This window comes from Pseudomonas helvetica, assembly GCF_039908645.1.
GTDB lineage: Bacteria > Pseudomonadota > Gammaproteobacteria > Pseudomonadales > Pseudomonadaceae > Aquipseudomonas > Aquipseudomonas helvetica.
This window is the reverse complement of sequence record NZ_CP150917.1, coordinates 3,502,572-3,517,425: the sequence shown is the minus strand read 5'-3', so window position 1 is coordinate 3,517,425 and position 14,854 is coordinate 3,502,572. Positions and strand designations below refer to the sequence as shown.

At 55.9% G+C, this 14,854-nt stretch carries 19 protein-coding genes and 2 pseudogenes; 10 read left to right on the top strand and 11 right to left on the bottom strand.

Annotation, left to right across the window (positions count from 1 at the left end; translation table 11 throughout):
• Nucleotides 1-248 precede the first annotated feature (248 nt).
• On the top strand, nucleotides 249-1,163 hold the full coding sequence (locus AABM55_RS16115; RefSeq protein WP_347926955.1) for a DHH family protein: 915 nt from the start codon (nucleotides 249-251) through the stop codon (nucleotides 1,161-1,163).
• Between the two features lie 62 nt (nucleotides 1,164-1,225).
• Here the strand turns inward: AABM55_RS16115 and AABM55_RS16110 are convergent, their stop codons facing one another.
• Together AABM55_RS16110 and AABM55_RS16105 are read right to left on the bottom strand one after the other, a co-directional pair.
• Nucleotides 1,226-1,639 (bottom strand): DUF6691 family protein, encoded by a 414-nt coding sequence (locus AABM55_RS16110; protein ID WP_347926953.1) that lies wholly within the window; start codon nucleotides 1,637-1,639, stop codon nucleotides 1,226-1,228.
• 2 nt (nucleotides 1,640-1,641) lie between these two features.
• On the bottom strand, nucleotides 1,642-2,076 hold the full coding sequence (locus tag AABM55_RS16105; RefSeq protein ID WP_103316617.1) for a YeeE/YedE family protein: 435 nt from the start codon (nucleotides 2,074-2,076) through the stop codon (nucleotides 1,642-1,644).
• Nucleotides 2,077-2,296: 220 nt separating this feature from the next.
• On the opposite strand from AABM55_RS16105, the gene AABM55_RS16100 reads away from it, so the two are divergent.
• Both AABM55_RS16100 and nudC read left to right on the top strand, forming a co-directional pair.
• Entirely contained in the window at nucleotides 2,297-3,109 is an 813-nt protein-coding gene (locus tag AABM55_RS16100; protein ID WP_103316615.1) for a crotonase/enoyl-CoA hydratase family protein, read from the top strand.
• Nucleotides 3,110-3,115: 6 nt separating this feature from the next.
• Nucleotides 3,116-3,946 (top strand): NAD(+) diphosphatase, encoded by an 831-nt coding sequence (gene nudC / locus AABM55_RS16095; protein ID WP_054597645.1) that lies wholly within the window; start codon nucleotides 3,116-3,118, stop codon nucleotides 3,944-3,946.
• Here nudC and AABM55_RS16090 read toward each other — a convergent pair.
• The 3 genes from AABM55_RS16090 to AABM55_RS16080 all read right to left on the bottom strand — a co-directional run bounded on the left by AABM55_RS16090 (nucleotide 3,914) and on the right by AABM55_RS16080 (nucleotide 5,923).
• Complete coding sequence (locus AABM55_RS16090; RefSeq protein ID WP_103316612.1) at nucleotides 3,914-4,693, bottom strand: TSUP family transporter; 780 nt, start codon at nucleotides 4,691-4,693, stop codon at nucleotides 3,914-3,916. The two genes, nudC and AABM55_RS16090, sit on opposite strands and share 33 nt — an antisense overlap.
• 130 nt (nucleotides 4,694-4,823) lie before the next feature.
• Entirely contained in the window at nucleotides 4,824-5,303 is a 480-nt protein-coding gene (locus AABM55_RS16085; protein ID WP_054597643.1) for a nuclear transport factor 2 family protein, read from the bottom strand.
• A 56-nt stretch (nucleotides 5,304-5,359) separates the two neighbouring features.
• Nucleotides 5,360-5,923: a TetR/AcrR family transcriptional regulator gene (locus tag AABM55_RS16080; protein WP_347930045.1), complete on the bottom strand. Its 564-nt coding sequence runs from the start codon at nucleotides 5,921-5,923 to the stop codon at nucleotides 5,360-5,362.
• A gap of 236 nt (nucleotides 5,924-6,159) precedes the next feature.
• Between AABM55_RS16080 and pssA the strand changes: the two genes are divergently transcribed.
• Nucleotides 6,160-7,503: a CDP-diacylglycerol--serine O-phosphatidyltransferase gene (gene pssA, locus AABM55_RS16075; RefSeq protein WP_347926949.1), complete on the top strand. Its 1,344-nt coding sequence runs from the start codon at nucleotides 6,160-6,162 to the stop codon at nucleotides 7,501-7,503.
• A 71-nt stretch (nucleotides 7,504-7,574) separates the two neighbouring features.
• Here pssA and AABM55_RS16070 read toward each other — a convergent pair whose 3' ends face one another.
• Both AABM55_RS16070 and AABM55_RS16065 read right to left on the bottom strand, forming a co-directional pair.
• Nucleotides 7,575-9,164: an ABC-F family ATPase gene (locus AABM55_RS16070; protein WP_081013829.1), complete on the bottom strand. Its 1,590-nt coding sequence runs from the start codon at nucleotides 9,162-9,164 to the stop codon at nucleotides 7,575-7,577.
• Between the two features lie 27 nt (nucleotides 9,165-9,191).
• Nucleotides 9,192-10,025, bottom strand: a pseudogene (locus AABM55_RS16065) (tyrosine-type recombinase/integrase); the annotation flags it as partial.
• Nucleotides 10,026-10,253: 228 nt separating this feature from the next.
• Between AABM55_RS16065 and AABM55_RS16060 the strand changes: the two are divergent.
• Entirely contained in the window at nucleotides 10,254-10,340 is an 87-nt protein-coding gene (locus AABM55_RS16060) for a YceK/YidQ family lipoprotein (protein ID WP_347930044.1), read from the top strand.
• 159 nt (nucleotides 10,341-10,499) lie between these two features.
• Nucleotides 10,500-10,859, top strand: coding sequence for a hypothetical protein (locus tag AABM55_RS16055; RefSeq protein WP_347926946.1), 360 nt, complete (start codon nucleotides 10,500-10,502; stop codon nucleotides 10,857-10,859).
• Between the two features lie 179 nt (nucleotides 10,860-11,038).
• Here AABM55_RS16055 and AABM55_RS16050 read toward each other — a convergent pair whose 3' ends face one another.
• Complete coding sequence (locus AABM55_RS16050) at nucleotides 11,039-11,368, bottom strand: hypothetical protein (RefSeq protein WP_054597558.1); 330 nt, start codon at nucleotides 11,366-11,368, stop codon at nucleotides 11,039-11,041.
• Between AABM55_RS16050 and AABM55_RS16045 the strand changes: the two are divergent.
• Nucleotides 11,254-11,757 (top strand): annotated as a pseudogene (locus tag AABM55_RS16045) (putative holin); the annotation flags it as partial. The gene AABM55_RS16050 and the pseudogene AABM55_RS16045 sit on opposite strands and share 115 nt — an antisense overlap.
• Complete coding sequence (locus tag AABM55_RS16040; protein ID WP_347930043.1) at nucleotides 11,736-11,909, top strand: DUF1737 domain-containing protein; 174 nt, start codon at nucleotides 11,736-11,738, stop codon at nucleotides 11,907-11,909. The pseudogene AABM55_RS16045 and the gene AABM55_RS16040, both read left to right, overlap by 22 nt.
• A gap of 82 nt (nucleotides 11,910-11,991) precedes the next feature.
• On the opposite strand, the gene AABM55_RS16035 is transcribed toward AABM55_RS16040, so the two are convergent.
• Nucleotides 11,992-12,639 carry a TetR/AcrR family transcriptional regulator gene (locus AABM55_RS16035; RefSeq protein WP_347926944.1) on the bottom strand — a complete coding sequence of 216 codons (648 nt, stop codon included), beginning with the start codon at nucleotides 12,637-12,639 and terminating at the stop codon, nucleotides 11,992-11,994.
• 92 nt (nucleotides 12,640-12,731) lie between these two features.
• Here AABM55_RS16035 and AABM55_RS16030 point away from each other — a divergent pair, with 92 nt between their 5' ends.
• A complete protein-coding gene (locus AABM55_RS16030) occupies nucleotides 12,732-13,346 on the top strand; it encodes an NAD(P)H-dependent oxidoreductase (protein ID WP_347926942.1) in 615 nt (204 codons plus the stop codon).
• A 158-nt stretch (nucleotides 13,347-13,504) separates the two neighbouring features.
• Complete coding sequence (locus tag AABM55_RS16025; RefSeq protein ID WP_054597555.1) at nucleotides 13,505-13,720, top strand: hypothetical protein; 216 nt, start codon at nucleotides 13,505-13,507, stop codon at nucleotides 13,718-13,720.
• A gap of 89 nt (nucleotides 13,721-13,809) precedes the next feature.
• Here AABM55_RS16025 and AABM55_RS16020 read toward each other — a convergent pair whose 3' ends face one another.
• Both AABM55_RS16020 and AABM55_RS16015 read right to left on the bottom strand, forming a co-directional pair.
• Nucleotides 13,810-14,223: a hypothetical protein gene (locus tag AABM55_RS16020; protein WP_347926940.1), complete on the bottom strand. Its 414-nt coding sequence runs from the start codon at nucleotides 14,221-14,223 to the stop codon at nucleotides 13,810-13,812.
• A complete protein-coding gene (locus tag AABM55_RS16015) occupies nucleotides 14,205-14,546 on the bottom strand; it encodes a hypothetical protein (protein ID WP_347926939.1) in 342 nt (113 codons plus the stop codon). Before AABM55_RS16015 ends, AABM55_RS16020 begins: the two co-directional genes overlap by 19 nt.
• Nucleotides 14,547-14,854 lie beyond the last annotated feature (308 nt).

The following is a 14,854-nucleotide window of genomic DNA, read 5'->3' as shown; positions in this document are numbered from 1 at the left end:
GGGGGGAGGGGTAAGACCTCTCCCCATTCGAGCACTTACTTAATATTCCATCGCTTTGTCACATTTACGTCATGTCCCTGTGAGATTTTGCGCGACCTGATTATCAGGTAACAACTGCAGCGGGGTGGACGCCCTGTTACGTAATGTGAATATGGATGTGGACATGTGATGTTGATTTACGGATTTGCATACGCCCTGGACTTGCCTTGCCCAAGTGAGCGACACCCCAGGCTGGCGGTAGACCTGTCATGAGGGTAGTGACCTCCGGTTCGGCCTATCTGGATATCGATGCTTATGCGTGCTGCATCTCTTATGCCGAATGGCTGAATCTTACCGGCGTCGATGCCAGGGCCGTGAGCAGCGCACAGCCCAACGCCAGTGTCTCGGCAACGGTGTTGGGGTGGAACAAACACTTTGATGATTACATCCCGCGAGCCGATGACGAGTTCGTGGTAATGGACGTGTCTGACTATCACTACTTCGACCCGATGGTGAAGCTCGATCGGGTGGTGGAGGTGATTGATCATCATCCTGGCTTCGAGGCCTATTGGGCCGAAACCTTGGGGCCGAATGCTGACATTCGGCCTATCGGCGCGGCAGCGACTCAGGTTTTCCAGCGCTGGGAAAGCTCGGGCTTGCTGCCTCACATCAGCGCACAGAGCGCGGCGTTGCTGGCTACGGCAATTCTGGATAACACCCTGTGTTTCACCGGATTGCGCAGCACTGAAGAGGATCTCAGAGCCTTTGAGGTTCTGAGGCCGCTAGCGGGGTTGGCGTCTGACTGGCCTGAGCGTTACTTTCTCGAGTGTCAGGCGGCGATTGAAGCCGACCTGCCCGTGGCCCTGGCCGCGGACCTGAAAATAATGCGGCCGCAGAGCAATTTGCCCCAGGTGTTCGCGCAGATGGCGGTTTGGAACGCCGAGGCCCTAGTACAACAACACCGATCAGCGATGAGCCGATGGCTCGGTGCGCAAGGGGATGACTGGATACTCAACGTCATCAGCATCGGTGAGGCTAAAAGCTACTTACTGGTCGAGCCTGTGGCCAGCCAACATAAGCTTAACCGCCTGTTACAGGTTGACTGTCAGGCAGGGCTGGTCGTTGTCGAGCCGCCACTGCTCAGAAAAGAGCTACTGTCGATGGGGCTCGCTCTCAACCGCTGAAAAAACGCTTCGGCTCAAGACCAATCCGGGCGATCAGGCGGGGCCGCAACACATCAGCGGGATCAACGACGTGTCTGCAGGACGTTGAAAATGAGCATGCCCGCCAGCATGGCAATCACAAATACCCAGGCTTGCCAGTGTCCGATGGGCAGCAGCACCAGTGCCGGGCCCGGGCACATACCGGCAATGCCCCAGCCGACGCCGAACAGCAGACTGCCACCGATCAGGCGCCGATCCAGTTCACGGCTTACCGGCAGTTGCATGGGTAAGCCCAGCAGGGATGTTTTCTGTTTCATGGCCCAGTGAAACGGCACCCACGCCGCGGCAATGGCGCCGATCATGACCAGGGCTAAGGAAGGGTCCCAAAGTCCGGCGATGTCCAGAAACCCCAGCACTTTGGCCGGGTTGGTCATGCCCGACAGTAACAGGCCGATGCCGAACAACAAGCCGGCAACAAACGCAGTCAGTTTTTTCATGTTCAATTTCCCAGCAGATGGCGCAAGACGAACACCGTCGTAAAACCGGTGAACATGAAGCACAGCGTGGCGATGATCGAGCGCGGAGAAAGCCGTGAAACACCGCACACGCCATGACCACTGGTGCAACCTGCGCCATAGCGGGTGCCGATGCCCACCAGCAGCCCTGCCACGATCAGGCCCAGGGCGCCGGTCTTGAACTCGATACCTGGCGGTCCCCAAAACAGCATCCACAACACAGGTGCCGCCAGTAATCCCAGGAGGAACAGGGCTTTTTCTCCCGAGGCCGAATCTCTGGGGCCCAATAGACTGCCCAACAACCCGCTGATGCCTGCGATACGACCGCTGGCGACCACCCACAAACCGGCGGCGAGACCGATCAGCGCGCCTCCAGCCAACGCGGACCATGGGGTGAAGTGAAGCGAATCGAACGTCATGACAACTCTCCGGATGGGTAACGGGCGGCACTAAACCACTCTTTTTACCTTGAGCATAGGTCCGTTTGTGAGGACCAAGGGGAGGTAACCAACCGGATGTAGATGGCTGCAAGGTCTGTGGACGCTCAGTCCCGCTTTTGGCCGATGCACTGCCTACAGCCACGCGCGATGGCTTGTTATAGTTCTGAGCTAATTTTCAGCGCCAGCAAGGATCACTGCCATGTCCGAATACCAAGCCTTTCGCGTCGAACTGAGCGACAACATCGCCCATGTGCAGATCAACCGCCCGGAAAAGATCAACGCGATGAATGCGGTGTTCTGGACTGAAATCATCGAGATCTTCCAGTGGATCGACGACACCGATGAAGTCCGCGCAGTGGTGATCAGCGGCGCCGGCAAGCATTTCTCTTCGGGCATCGACCTGATGATGCTGGCTTCGGTGGCCAATGAAATGGGCAAGGACGCGGGTCGCAATGCGCGCCTGTTGCGGCGTAAGATTCTGGCGTTGCAAGCGTCGTTCAACGCTGTCGATAATTGCCGTAAACCGGTGCTGGCGGCGATTCAGGGCTATTGCCTGGGCGGCGCCATCGATCTGATTTCCGCTTGTGACATGCGTTACGCGGCAGAAGACGCACAATTCTCGATCAAGGAAATCGACATGGGCATGGCCGCCGATGTCGGCACCTTGCAACGCTTGCCGCGGATCATCGGTGACGGCATGCTGCGCGAACTGGCATACACTGGTCGCACCTTCGGCGCAGAAGAGGCGCGCAGCATCGGCTTGGTCAACCGGGTTTATCCGGACACGACCAGCCTGCTGGATGGGGTGATGGGCATTGCCCGTGAAATTGCTGCCAAATCGCCGATTGCGATTGCCGGGACCAAAGAGATGATCAGCTACATGCGCGATCACAGCATCAACGATGGCCTGGAATACGTCGCTACGTGGAACGCCGCGATGCTGCAATCCACAGACCTGCGGGTCGCCATGGCGGCGTCGATGAGCAAGCAGAAACCCGAATTTCTGGACTGAGCACACATGACTTCACGCTGGACCACTGCAGTACTCGACACCGACTTGCCCGGCGGCTGGGCCGTGGCCCGCAGCCCTGAAGGTTTTTTGTTCGACGATAATGGCGCGCTGTTTCCGCGGGAATGGCTGAAACGACAGGACCTGTCGATTCTCGCCGAGCACGGCATCGGTCATCTCGACGGTGAGCCGGTGTATTTGCTCGAGCTCAAGGCTCACAGCGAAGTGCCGGGCTGCAACTGGAAAGGCCTGCGGGCGTTCATGCTTGATGGCGATCACACGGTCTACAAAGTGTTGGGGTATGCCGCGCAAGTCGGCACCTGGGCGCGCGAGCACCGGTTTTGCGGCAACTGTGGCCAGCGCATGACGCAGATTCCGCGCGAGCGGGCGATGTACTGCGAACCCTGTGATTTGCGCTTTTATCCGCGGATTTCACCGAGCATGATCGTGTTGATCACCCGCGGTGACGAAATCCTGCTGGCGCGCTCGCCGCGCTTTGTTCCAGGGGTCTACAGCACCCTGGCGGGTTTTGCCGAGCCGGGTGAGTCGGCCGAGGATTGCCTGATTCGTGAAGTGCGCGAAGAGGTGCAGATCGAGGTCAGGAACATCCAGTACCTGGGCAGCCAGTGCTGGCCGTTCCCGCATTCGATGATGCTTGGGTTTCATGCCGAATACGCCAGTGGCGAGATCGTGCCGCAAGCCGACGAGATCGAAGACGCCCAGTGGTTCAACATTCATGCGCTGCCGCCGTTGCCGGCGGGGCGCTCGATTGCCCGCTACCTGATCGACATTTATGTGGCGCGACGCTTAGGCCATGCTGAACCAGTGTTGCCAGGCTAGACGCACGGTCAAACCCAGCACTACGGTGATGAATACCGGGCGAATGAACTTCGCCCCACCGCTGATGGCGGTGCGTGCCCCAAAGAACGCGCCGACCATTACTGACAGGCCCATGCTCAGGCCGATGATCCAGTCCACTTGCCCGGAAAAGACGAACACCGACAGCGCCGCGATGTTGCTGACGAAGTTCATGCTGCGTGCCACGCCACTGGCCTTGACCAGGTCGATGGGGTAGAGCAGCAGGCTGCTCACGGTCCAGAAGGCGCCAGTGCCGGGACCGGCCACGCCGTCGTAGAAACCGAGGCTGAAACCCTGGCTCGACTGCCACTTCTTCTTGATCGGCGCGTCGCTGTCCAGTGGCGCTTTCGGCGTGCCGCCAAACAGTAGATACACGCCACAGGCGAAGACGATCACCGGGAGCATCTTGTTCAACCATTCAGCCGGCAGGTAGTGCGCGACGGTTGCGCCGGTCAGTGCGCCGACCAGGGTTCCGATAATCGCGTGTACCCACTGCCGCGGGTGGAATAGCTTGCGTCGGTAGAAGGTGAAGCTGGCGGTGGCCGAGCCGAAGGTCGAGCTGAGTTTGTTGGTGCCCAGCACCAGGTGCGGCGGCAAACCGGCAGTGAGCAACGCCGGGGTAGTCAGCAGACCGCCACCGCCGGCAATCGCATCGATGAAACCGGCAATGAACGCGACGATGGCCAAAATGGCCAGAGTGGTGAGGTCTACGCTGAGTTCGAAAGGCATGAGGTCGACTTATTCGGCGGGGCAGAGGGCAAGGCGGGGCGCCATCTTACCCATAACCGCCGCCCCCTGCGACCGCCCTAATACCCGGCATGATCGTTCCCACGCAGCATGGGAACGATCAACAACCGGGTTACAAGCCCAGGTCAGACAGGCCCGGATGATCATCCGGGCGCCGGCCCAGCGGCCAGTGAAACTTGCGCTCGCTTTCCTTGATTGGCATGTCGTTGATGCAGGCGTAACGGTTGGACATCAACCCCTGCTCATCGAACTCCCAGTTTTCATTGCCATACGAGCGATACCAGTTGCCCGAATCGTCGTGCCATTCATAGGCGTAACGCACAGCGATACGGTTACCGGTGAAAGCCCAGAGTTCCTTGATCAGCCGGTAATCCAGTTCCTTGGCCCACTTGCGGGTCAGAAAAGCCTTGGCTTCCTCCCGGTTGTTGGCGAACTCGGCGCGGTTACGCCATTTAGTGTCCAGGGTGTAGGCCAGGGATACTCGTTGTGGATCGCGGGAGTTCCAGCCGTCTTCGGCCAGGCGAATCTTTTCAATGGCTGACTCACGCGTGAATGGTGGAAGTGGCGGACGAACTTCGGCATTAGATGACATTTAAAGTCTCCAGGGAAAGTGAGTGTCAAAACAGCCAGTTGTTCTTGCTTGAACAGTTACAGGTCCAATAACTTCCGCGCCATGCATTGCGCATTATCGGCAGCACTGTGATCGCCCATGACAAGTGCAACGGTAATGGCGCCATCGATCAGGATCAGCAGCTGTTTGGCCAGCGCTTCCGGGTCGTGTACGCCATGTTCGGTACAGAGCTCGCGTATGTAGTCGAGCAGTTTCTGTTTGTGTTCCTTCGCGACCAGTCGCACTGGGTCTTGCGGGTCACCGGTCTCGCCGCTGGTGTTAATAAAGGCACAGCCGCGAAAGCCTTCGCTGGCGAACCAGTCCTTGAGCACGGTGAACAGGTTGAGCAGCCGCTCGGCCGAGGTCGGGGCCTTGTTCACTTCGTTTTTGAACCAGTTCATCCAGCGCACGTCGCGCCGTTGCAAAGCCGCGACTGTCAGTTCCTCCTTGTTGGCAAAGTAGCGGTAAATACTTTTTCTGGAGACGCCGGCGGTTTTCACCAGGAGATCCATGCCCGTGGCAGCAATACCACTTTTATAGATCAACTTTTCGGTGACATCCAGAATGATGTCGCGTGTGTCGTTGCTAGTGATTTCGTTCATGCGGCAAAGAGTAGAACGATCATTCTTCTTGGTCAACTCGCTATTCAATAATTTTATTGTGGCGAGGGGGCTTGCCCCCGTTGGACCGCGAAGCGGGCCTGAAAAATACTGGAAACGGCAAATGGAAAACCACATTTTCGGCACTTTCGGCGACTATGCAGTCCACGGGGGCAAGCCCCTTCGCCACACATGGTGTAAGCTCGTGCGTTCTTCGGATTCGACCTTTTGCGAGCCCTATGCCGTCGCTTTTCAAACGCTCTCTACTGCCCAAGCTGCGCAGTTTTCCGCTGACCGCCGATGCGGTCTCCATTCTTTCTGGTGCTGCCGAGTTCCGTCGTTGCCTGCTGGAGAAAATTGCCCAGGCGACACAGCGCATCTACATCGTCGCGCTTTACCTGCAGCACGACGAAGCGGGACAGGAAATCCTCGATGCCTTGCACGCCGCCAAAGCTGCGCGCCCGGAACTGGACGTGGTGGTGGTGGTTGACTGGCTACGGGCGCAGCGCGGTTTGATCGGTGCCGGCAAACAACCGGGCAATTCGGCGTGGTATCAGCAGCAGACTCGCGAACACGCCAGCGAAGTGCCGGTGTATGGCGTGCCGGTGCAAACCCGGGAACTGTTCGGTGTGTTGCACCTTAAAGGCTTCGTGATCGATGACTGCGTGATCTACAGCGGCGCCAGCCTGAATAACGTCTATCTGCATAAATTCGACAAATACCGTTACGACCGTTATCACGTGCTGCGCAACCGGGCACTGGCCGATTCCATGCAGCACCTGGTGCAGCACGGGTTGATCGCCTCTAAAGCCGTGCATCGTCTTGACGTGCCAAACCTGCCAACCACCCGCAGTCTGCGTAGCGACATCGGTGACCTGCGCAGTCGACTCAAGCACGCGGTGTATGACACCACGGCGGGTACGCTGGACAAGGGTGGTCTGACAGTCAGTCCGCTGCTCGGGGTCGGTAAAAACAACCCGTTGAGCCGGGTGATCTGTGAGTTGATTGCAAGCGCCCAGCATCAGCTGACTATTTGCACACCGTATTTCAACCTGCCGTTGCCGGTGACCCGTGAAATCAATCGGGCGCTGGCACGCGGGGTGAACATCGACATCATTGTCGGCGACAAGACTGCCAACGACTTCTACATTCCGCCGAGCGAGCCGTTCAAGGTCATTGCCGCGTTACCGTACCTCTATGAAATCAGCCTGCGACGCTTCGCCAAGCGGCATCAGCGGGTGATCGACAGCAGTCAGTTGAACCTGCATCTGTGGCGCGACGGTGACAACACCTATCACCTCAAAGGCATGTGGGTCGACGAACGCTACACCTTGTTGACCGGCAACAACCTCAACCCGCGTGCCTTCCGCCTGGACCTGGAAAACGCTTTGCTGATCGACGACCCGAAAGGTGAGTTGCAGGAACCCCGTCGCAGTGAGCTGGCGGAAATTTTCCACAACACCCGCCGCATCGAGCGCTATCAGCAGCTGGAAACCTTGCTTGAATACCCGCCGGCAGTGAGCAAGTTTCTGCGTCGGGTCAGCCGGGTACGGATTGAGCGCTTGCTCTATCGCATCCTGTAGCCAAAAACACAAAAGCCCCGTCACATGGACGGGGCTTTGTTTGACGCTCGCAGCTTGAAGCTTAAGGCTACTTAGAACACCACGCCCTGGCTACGCAGGTAGTCATCGTAGGTGCCGCTGAAGTCGATCACGCCGCTTGGGCTCAGCTCGATGATTCGAGTGGCCAGCGACGATACGAACTCGCGGTCGTGGCTGACGAAGATCAGCGTGCCCGGGTAGTTTTCCAGCGCCAGGTTCAGCGCTTCGATGGATTCCATGTCCAAGTGGTTGGTCGGTTCGTCCATCACCAGCACGTTCGGCTTTTGCAGGATCAGTTTGCCGAACAGCATGCGACCTTGCTCACCACCGGAGATGACCTTGACCGACTTGAGGATCTCGTCGTTGGAGAACAGCATCCGGCCCAGGGTGCCACGGACCAGTTGCTCGCCACCTTGAGTCCAGCGACCCATCCAGTCGAACAGGTTGGATTCATCTTCGAAATCCGAAGCGTGGTCCTGTGCGTAGTAGCCGATTTCTGCGGCGTCGGTCCATTTCACGCTACCGGCATCCGGGCTCAATTCATTGACCAGGGTACGCAGCAGAGTGGTTTTACCGATACCGTTCGGGCCGATGATCGCCACGCGTTCGCCTGCTTCAACGTTGAAGCTGAAGTCCTTGAACAGGGTCTTGCCATCGAAGCCCTTGGCCATGCGCTCGACGATGACCGCCTGGCGATGGAGCTTCTTGTTCTGTTCGAAACGGATGAACGGGCTGACGCGGCTCGAAGGCTTGACCTCGGCCAGCTGGATCTTGTCGATCTGCTTGGCGCGGGAAGTAGCCTGCTTGGCTTTCGAGGCGTTGGCCGAGAAGCGGCTGACGAACGATTGCAGTTCCGAGATTTGTGCTTTCTTCTTGGCGTTGTCCGAGAGCAGTTGCTCGCGGGACTGGGTCGCCACGGTCATGTACTCGTCATAGTTGCCCGGGAACAGGCGCAGCTCGCCGTAGTCCAGGTCAGCCATGTGGGTGCAGACACTGTTCAGGAAGTGTCTATCGTGGGAGATGATGATCATCAGGCTGCTGCGCTGGGTCAGAATGTTTTCCAGCCAGCGGATGGTGTTGATGTCCAGGTGGTTGGTCGGTTCGTCGAGCAGCAGCACTTCCGGATCGGAGAACAGTGCCTGAGCCAGCAGAACGCGGAGTTTCCAGCCTGGCGAAACTTCGCTCATCGGGCCGAAATGTTGCTCGATGCCGATACCCAGGCCCAGCAGCAGTTCACCGGCGCGCGATTCGGCGGTGTAACCGTCCATCTCGGCGAATTCGGTTTCAAGCTCGGCGACGGCCATGCCGTCCTCTTCGGTCATTTCCGGCAGCGAGTAGATGCGGTCGCGCTCGGCCTTGACCTTCCACAGCTCTTCGTGACCCATGATCACGGTGTCGATAACGCTGAATTCTTCGTAGGCGAACTGGTCCTGGCGCAACTTACCCAGACGTACGTTCGGCTCGAGCATGACCTGACCGCCGGACGGATCAAGGTCGCCACCGAGGATTTTCATGAAGGTCGACTTGCCGCAACCGTTGGCGCCGATCAGGCCATAGCGGTTACCCGCACCAAATTTGACCGAAACGTTCTCGAACAACGGCTTGGCGCCGAACTGCATCGTGATATTTGCTGTGGAGATCAATTACTTTACCTATCAATGGGTTGCGAGCTACGCATCTGACGCTTGGGCCATTCCTGGGGCATTTTGGAGTTTTTCCATCTCTCCCCAGTCGCCGCTAGAGTTCAGCCAGCGCGCATAAGTCGAGAGCAGCATCTGGACGCTGTGTCCAAGCTGTTGAGCTATAAAGGCGGGGTTCATGCCAGACATTGTGCATATTGTCGCATAAGTGTGACGGCAGTTGTACGGCGGCCGATAACGCGTCGCCAGCTTCTTCAGTGTTGGCCCCCATTGTTTGTGCAGGTCTGAGGTCTGACGGATGTACTGACTCATCTTTGAGGGCGGGAAAACGTAGGGGAACTGCTTGATTGAACTACTCCCAGCTTTCCGGCGCTCCGCGTATTGAGCGGCGAACTCCAGGGCGTGCAATACCCGCCCCACGGATTCCCAGCGTAGAGCAATGATCTCCTGCGGGCGCATGCCGGTGAAGAAAGCGAATTCGAAAAATGCAGCGTAGATCGTGCTCGGCCAATGGGCTGTGTGGTATAGCTGAGCGATTATCTGGTTAGCCTCATCCAGGGTGAATGGATCAGGCTCCCCCTTCTTGCGCTTCGGCGTGTCCAAATGTTCTGCGGGATTCTTCGCGATGAGCTCCTCCCGAACGGCATCATCCAGAATCGTACTGAGCCGCACCATTGAGTTGAGTTTTACGTCAGGTGATGACCAGTTTATCTCTCCGATGATTTTCCGCAGCATCACGGTGCTGATCGTACTCAGGCGAGTCAGCGCCAAGTACGGCATCCAGTACAGGTTCAACTCACTCTTGTAATTTAGATGCGTTCCTTCCTCGATCTCCCTCCCGCTCAACCACGCACGCGCGTGTTGCCGTTGGGCGCGGAGGGGAGTGCATGCGGGTAGATTCGGGGAGGGGGTGACTAGCTCTTCGCGATGGCATCTATGGGAAACACAACGGAAAAGTAATAAGGAAATTGCGTGCTACGGAAGCTCATTTTGATATTCAGCCTTTCACAGTTGAGCGGCTGCGCTTGGCTTGTTGCAAATTCTCACGGGTCCATTGCCTGCTTTAACGGAACGGAGCTTGAGTTCAAAGAGATGATGCCTTTAGTTGGGCCGTTCATTATTCTCGACTTACCCTTTACGTTGGTGGCGGACACGCTATCGCTTCCTGCGTGTTTGTAACTGCCTGCCAATCGCTACTTGCAAGAAAATGTCGGGTATCTACAATATGCGGCGTACAGCCCTGTGCCCGGGTGGTTTGAATCGGCACACTGTATGAGGTCCAGCGCTCCTCATGGCCGAGGCTCAGAGCGCTAGTGCTGGTTTTTTTGCTGAGGTGACATGGATACGCCAACCCAACAGCTTCATCGATTATTTTTCGACGCGTTTCTTGTGCCAGGGCTTTTGTCGTTTGCCTTGGTCATTACTTTGAGCATCCTCCACAGAAAGCTCAAAAACATTTCCGGTTGGTGGCTGTGCGGGCTTTTTGTTATCGGTTTTTTTTGCATAACTTGTCTACCGCATGCTTGGCTAATGTTGTTTCCTGAACCTTGCATTATTCGTTTTGCTACCCCAACGAACATGTGCGAGTTCGGCCCCTCGGTATATCTTCAGATTGGTATATTCGCTGGCACGGTTGGCGCATTAATGGCTTTGATGTCGTTGAAAATTTGGCAGATCGCGGCAAGTAAACGCGAGTAGATGGTCCTGCCTTTAAGAGAAACCTGGTTACTGCGCCGGTTTTTTTATTGCCTAAAATTTACACCGCAGCCAGCACGGCTGTTCGCGCACCCCGCACTCCAACGCTTACGGTTGGTGCGAGACTGGATCGGGGATCGGCGCAGTGAAGGGCTTTGGCAGGCAGCGGGAAGACCGCGCAGCTATTTCGAATACAAACTGCTTAGGTACTTTTTACAAAAATCGGACTCTGCGATTTTTTTTGCTCGATCATCCCACTCTTGCACTGGGGATTCAGGGGCACCCATTATTTCTTTTGTTATCTTGTCTGTGATAACGGTCATCTCTTCAAAACTCATTTTGATTCCGTGCTCTCGCCCGTACAGCCCCACTGCTTCGGCAGATCGGGTTACCACAGATGGATCGGAATGGACGTCCAAACCGGCAGCTAAACCACATCGAGTCAGTTGGAATATGTGTTCCTCTTTATTTTCGCATCCCTGCAAGAAGAGAAAGGTTGCTGCGATTAACATTGAGAAAGCTCTACTTCCCTTCATATTTCGATCCACGTATTTCGTTTTTTTTCGATGAATATTCGGCCGGTGTTATACCTCGTGCGCTGCAAATTCGCACCTATTCAGGGCCTCAGTATTCGCTGGTTTTTTTCATTTCTGGAGTAACACCTATGGCCGAGCCGAGTACCGGCGCCCTGGCATTAGCTGGCGTACTTAGCGGCGTTGGCGCTGGCGTTGCATTCCCCCAGATTGACCTGGCCGTATTGGTCGGGGCTTTCTTTTACGTCGTGTTCGCCAAGGACATGACATCGCTACGCCGATTGGGTTACCTGGTGGCTGGCTGGATTGGTGGTGGCTTCGGTGCTGCTGAGCTGCTGGGCAGAGCCTGGACCAAGACCGCAGACTTCAGCGGCTTTCTGTATGGTTCACTCTGCGTTGTTGTCTTCGCCGGGATAGTGGGCTCGCGCTGGGCTATCAACTTTATGGTTCTCCAGCTGCAACATTCAACGGCTCGCACATCGTCGTGGCCCAGGCCGTGATCTGGAGCCAGAGCAAGTAAGGCGTCGTTCCTGATGTGAAAAAGCCCAGTTTAGTGCTGGGCTTTGTTGTTTCTGGGATGTGTTCCTGTCGGGCCGACATCGCTACGCATCGGCGACGTGATCAGCCTTGCCGCGCGCGCTTCGATCAACCATTGCGATGATCATTTCGAAGAGTTCGTCCTGCGCTTGGGCGGGCGTGATTTCTCCGGTCGCAGCGGCATGGGATAGAGCCTCGGCCGCGCCAAGCATTGCCCGAAGACCTGCAGGCGCAATATCTCCTGCCCTGGCAAAAGGGGCCAGGGCGATCCGGCACTTATTCATGAAGATCACTTCGTAATCACGCTTGATCTTTTCGAGCTCCGGTGAACTGGCCAGCGCCGCTATCACGCCAGGTATCTCATTGCCCTGGAGAAGCACGCAGTCGACGTAAGACGATGCGATGACAGCAGCCCTGCTCACTAACGTAGATTCACTCGCTTGGAGCGCGGCGTCCATAAGCGTTGTCTGGCGTGCATCGAACTCCTGATAGAGCGCCGCGAGCAGTCCAGGCCTTGTGCCGAAATGGTCGTAAACGACGGGTTTTGTAACTCCGGCCTGCTCGGCAAGCCGTCCAAGCGTCAGTGCTTCCGTGCCTTCTTCTCGAACCAATCGCCATGCGACATCCAAAAGCTGACGCTGTCTTTCCTCTCTAGACAGGCGACGACGTGGCTGCGTGCTGGAGACCTGCTCTCTATTTTCGGCGCTTGACATGGCTATATACCAAAAGTAACTTAAAGATAGTAACTTACTAAAAGTATATAAGCTTCGCCTTTTGCCCTCAATCAGTAGCAGGAGTTTTCGACATGCACGCGCTTATCGTTGTTGCTCATCATGATCCAAGGTCGCTCAGTCACAGCATCGCTGCGCATGTCGCCGAGGGCCTATCCTTGGCTGACGCAGGCAACTCTTTCGAAATCGCGGACCTCTCCGAGGAAGGTTTCGATCCGCGGTTCTCCGCGGCTGATCTCGCTGTACATCACAGGGAAGGGCCACCGCCGGCCGATGTTGCTGCCGAGCAGGCGAGAATCGATCGCGCCGATACCCTTGTGTTGGTGTATCCCGTTTATTGGTGGTCTATGCCGGCACTACTCAAGGGATGGATCGATCGTGTGTTCGCCAATGGTTGGGCGTTCGACTTCAGTTCTGATGCGAAGCTGGTGAAGAAGCTTCGCCACCTACGAGTTCATCTTGTCGGTATTGGTGGCGCAGACGGGGGAACCTATGAACGGCACGGTTATGCCAACGCGATGAAGACGCAGATTGACCATGGGATCTTTGACTATTGCGGCGCATGTGTCGTGACCTCCGAGCTCCTGCTCGAATCGGAAACGCAGGATCCGACTGTTCATCTGGACGTCGCGCGGGCCCTGGGCCGCGATCTATTTACTACATCTCAGCGATGCAAAATGGCCGGGTAGTATGAACATGTAGTGTTCTGGACCGCTGGCGACAACCCAATGATTCCGACCATTGGGGCATTTCCAGTCAGGTGCCGCTCATCCAAAGCTAAACGACTGAAATTAAAAAGAAACATTGCTGTTATAGAGTGCTGGCCTGATTCATGAGGGCTACTGAAGTGAACCGATCAGCACGAAACCTGCGTAAAACACTGGACGCTGCAGCAGCCAATAACGAGGCCGCAGCACTTGATGTCATGCGGGCCATTGATCAGCTTGGTGACGAAGTGCTGCGCCAGCGGCTGCTGGGCGTGGTCCATCGCCTGAATCAGGATGCGAGCGAGTTGCGGCAAGCCAGAGATAATGTCTCTGGAGCGCTGATGAAGCTGGCCTGATATCGCCCTCCGTGAGCGGATGCGACAGTGGGGTGGGAGGTGTATTCCTGGCTGGTCTAAGCTTTGTGGCGCGGACTTAGTGCCAGCCCTTACTCCGCTTCGGGGCACTTGAAGCCCCAATCATCAACTATCATGTTTTTTACCTCTTCGCCAGTAGTGCTGACAACTAGGCAAGTTTTATTTTTTCTGTAATTAAACTCGCAGTATTGAACTCCCTCGGTGCATCTTTCGACTTCACTAATGCCCATATCTCTAAGTGTTTTCATAACGCCGCCCGGCTCCATCACGTTCGTTAAATTTGGCTTCCAGCCATGTTTAATCAATACCTTTCGTGCACTTAAGAATGGCATTGCTTTTTTAATTGGCACATCTGTTGCGTTCGCAAAAGTGCTAACGCAACAAAGCACAATGCAAGCAATTGGCAAGACCCTAAAAGTAGTAGGGCTGACATTAGTGCATCTATCTCGTGACATGGCGCCAGCCCTCAATCCTTCTCCGGACATTTAAAGTTCCAGGAGTAAATCTTCATTTCTTTAATCTTTTCGCCGACAGTTCCCACGCCAAGGCAGGTTCCATTCTTGATGTAATTGAAGCTGCAGTACCGGATGCCCTCCGTGCAGGATTCGATCTCTTTGAAACCTTTTCTCATGATGATGTTTTCGACCCCAAACTCACCTGTATAGGTTGGGTTCGGCTTCCAGCCATTTTGAATTAATACTTTTCTGGCATTTAGAAAGGACATTCCCTCTTTTATAGGGGCGTCCGTTGCGTTGGCAAAAAAACTGGTGCAGCAAAAAAGGCTGATGATGAATGTTTGCAGCTTCATTTAACGGTACCGCCAAAGTTTTTATATATTTTTTCTACTTCACCGTACTCAGTATATGGTTGGCCCGATGGTTTTTCTTTGACTGGCCGATTCGCCAAGCCTGGGCCCATGGGTAAGGCTTCCCATTTTTTGAGACTTTTTCCACTGCAACTTTTAAGTCTCCACTGATTAACGGTTCGATTGCATTCACGTTGCGCAGCAGTTCAACTGCAATCAAATTGCTTTAACGGAGCGCTTCCGGGAAGCGGTCAATGGGTGGGGGGCTGTCACTCGGGCAGCCGGTTTGCTACTCATGAGAAGTTCCTTTT

Coding starts and splice junctions, on each gene's coding strand:
- AABM55_RS16115 (WP_347926955.1), top strand. CDS start 249: ATGAGGGTAGTGACCTCCGGTTCGGCCTATCTGGATATCGATGCTTAT.
- AABM55_RS16110 (WP_347926953.1), bottom strand. CDS start 1,639: ATGAAAAAACTGACTGCGTTTGTTGCCGGCTTGTTGTTCGGCATCGGC.
- AABM55_RS16105 (WP_103316617.1), bottom strand. CDS start 2,076: ATGACGTTCGATTCGCTTCACTTCACCCCATGGTCCGCGTTGGCTGGA.
- AABM55_RS16100 (WP_103316615.1), top strand. CDS start 2,297: ATGTCCGAATACCAAGCCTTTCGCGTCGAACTGAGCGACAACATCGCC.
- nudC (WP_054597645.1), top strand. CDS start 3,116: ATGACTTCACGCTGGACCACTGCAGTACTCGACACCGACTTGCCCGGC.
- AABM55_RS16090 (WP_103316612.1), bottom strand. CDS start 4,693: ATGCCTTTCGAACTCAGCGTAGACCTCACCACTCTGGCCATTTTGGCC.
- AABM55_RS16085 (WP_054597643.1), bottom strand. CDS start 5,303: ATGTCATCTAATGCCGAAGTTCGTCCGCCACTTCCACCATTCACGCGT.
- AABM55_RS16080 (WP_347930045.1), bottom strand. CDS start 5,923: ATGAACGAAATCACTAGCAACGACACACGCGACATCATTCTGGATGTC.
- pssA (WP_347926949.1), top strand. CDS start 6,160: ATGCCGTCGCTTTTCAAACGCTCTCTACTGCCCAAGCTGCGCAGTTTT.
- AABM55_RS16060 (WP_347930044.1), top strand. CDS start 10,254: ATGATGCCTTTAGTTGGGCCGTTCATTATTCTCGACTTACCCTTTACG.
- AABM55_RS16055 (WP_347926946.1), top strand. CDS start 10,500: ATGGATACGCCAACCCAACAGCTTCATCGATTATTTTTCGACGCGTTT.
- AABM55_RS16050 (WP_054597558.1), bottom strand. CDS start 11,368: ATGTTAATCGCAGCAACCTTTCTCTTCTTGCAGGGATGCGAAAATAAA.
- AABM55_RS16035 (WP_347926944.1), bottom strand. CDS start 12,639: ATGTCAAGCGCCGAAAATAGAGAGCAGGTCTCCAGCACGCAGCCACGT.
- AABM55_RS16030 (WP_347926942.1), top strand. CDS start 12,732: ATGCACGCGCTTATCGTTGTTGCTCATCATGATCCAAGGTCGCTCAGT.
- AABM55_RS16020 (WP_347926940.1), bottom strand. CDS start 14,223: ATGTCCGGAGAAGGATTGAGGGCTGGCGCCATGTCACGAGATAGATGC.
- AABM55_RS16015 (WP_347926939.1), bottom strand. CDS start 14,546: ATGAAGCTGCAAACATTCATCATCAGCCTTTTTTGCTGCACCAGTTTT.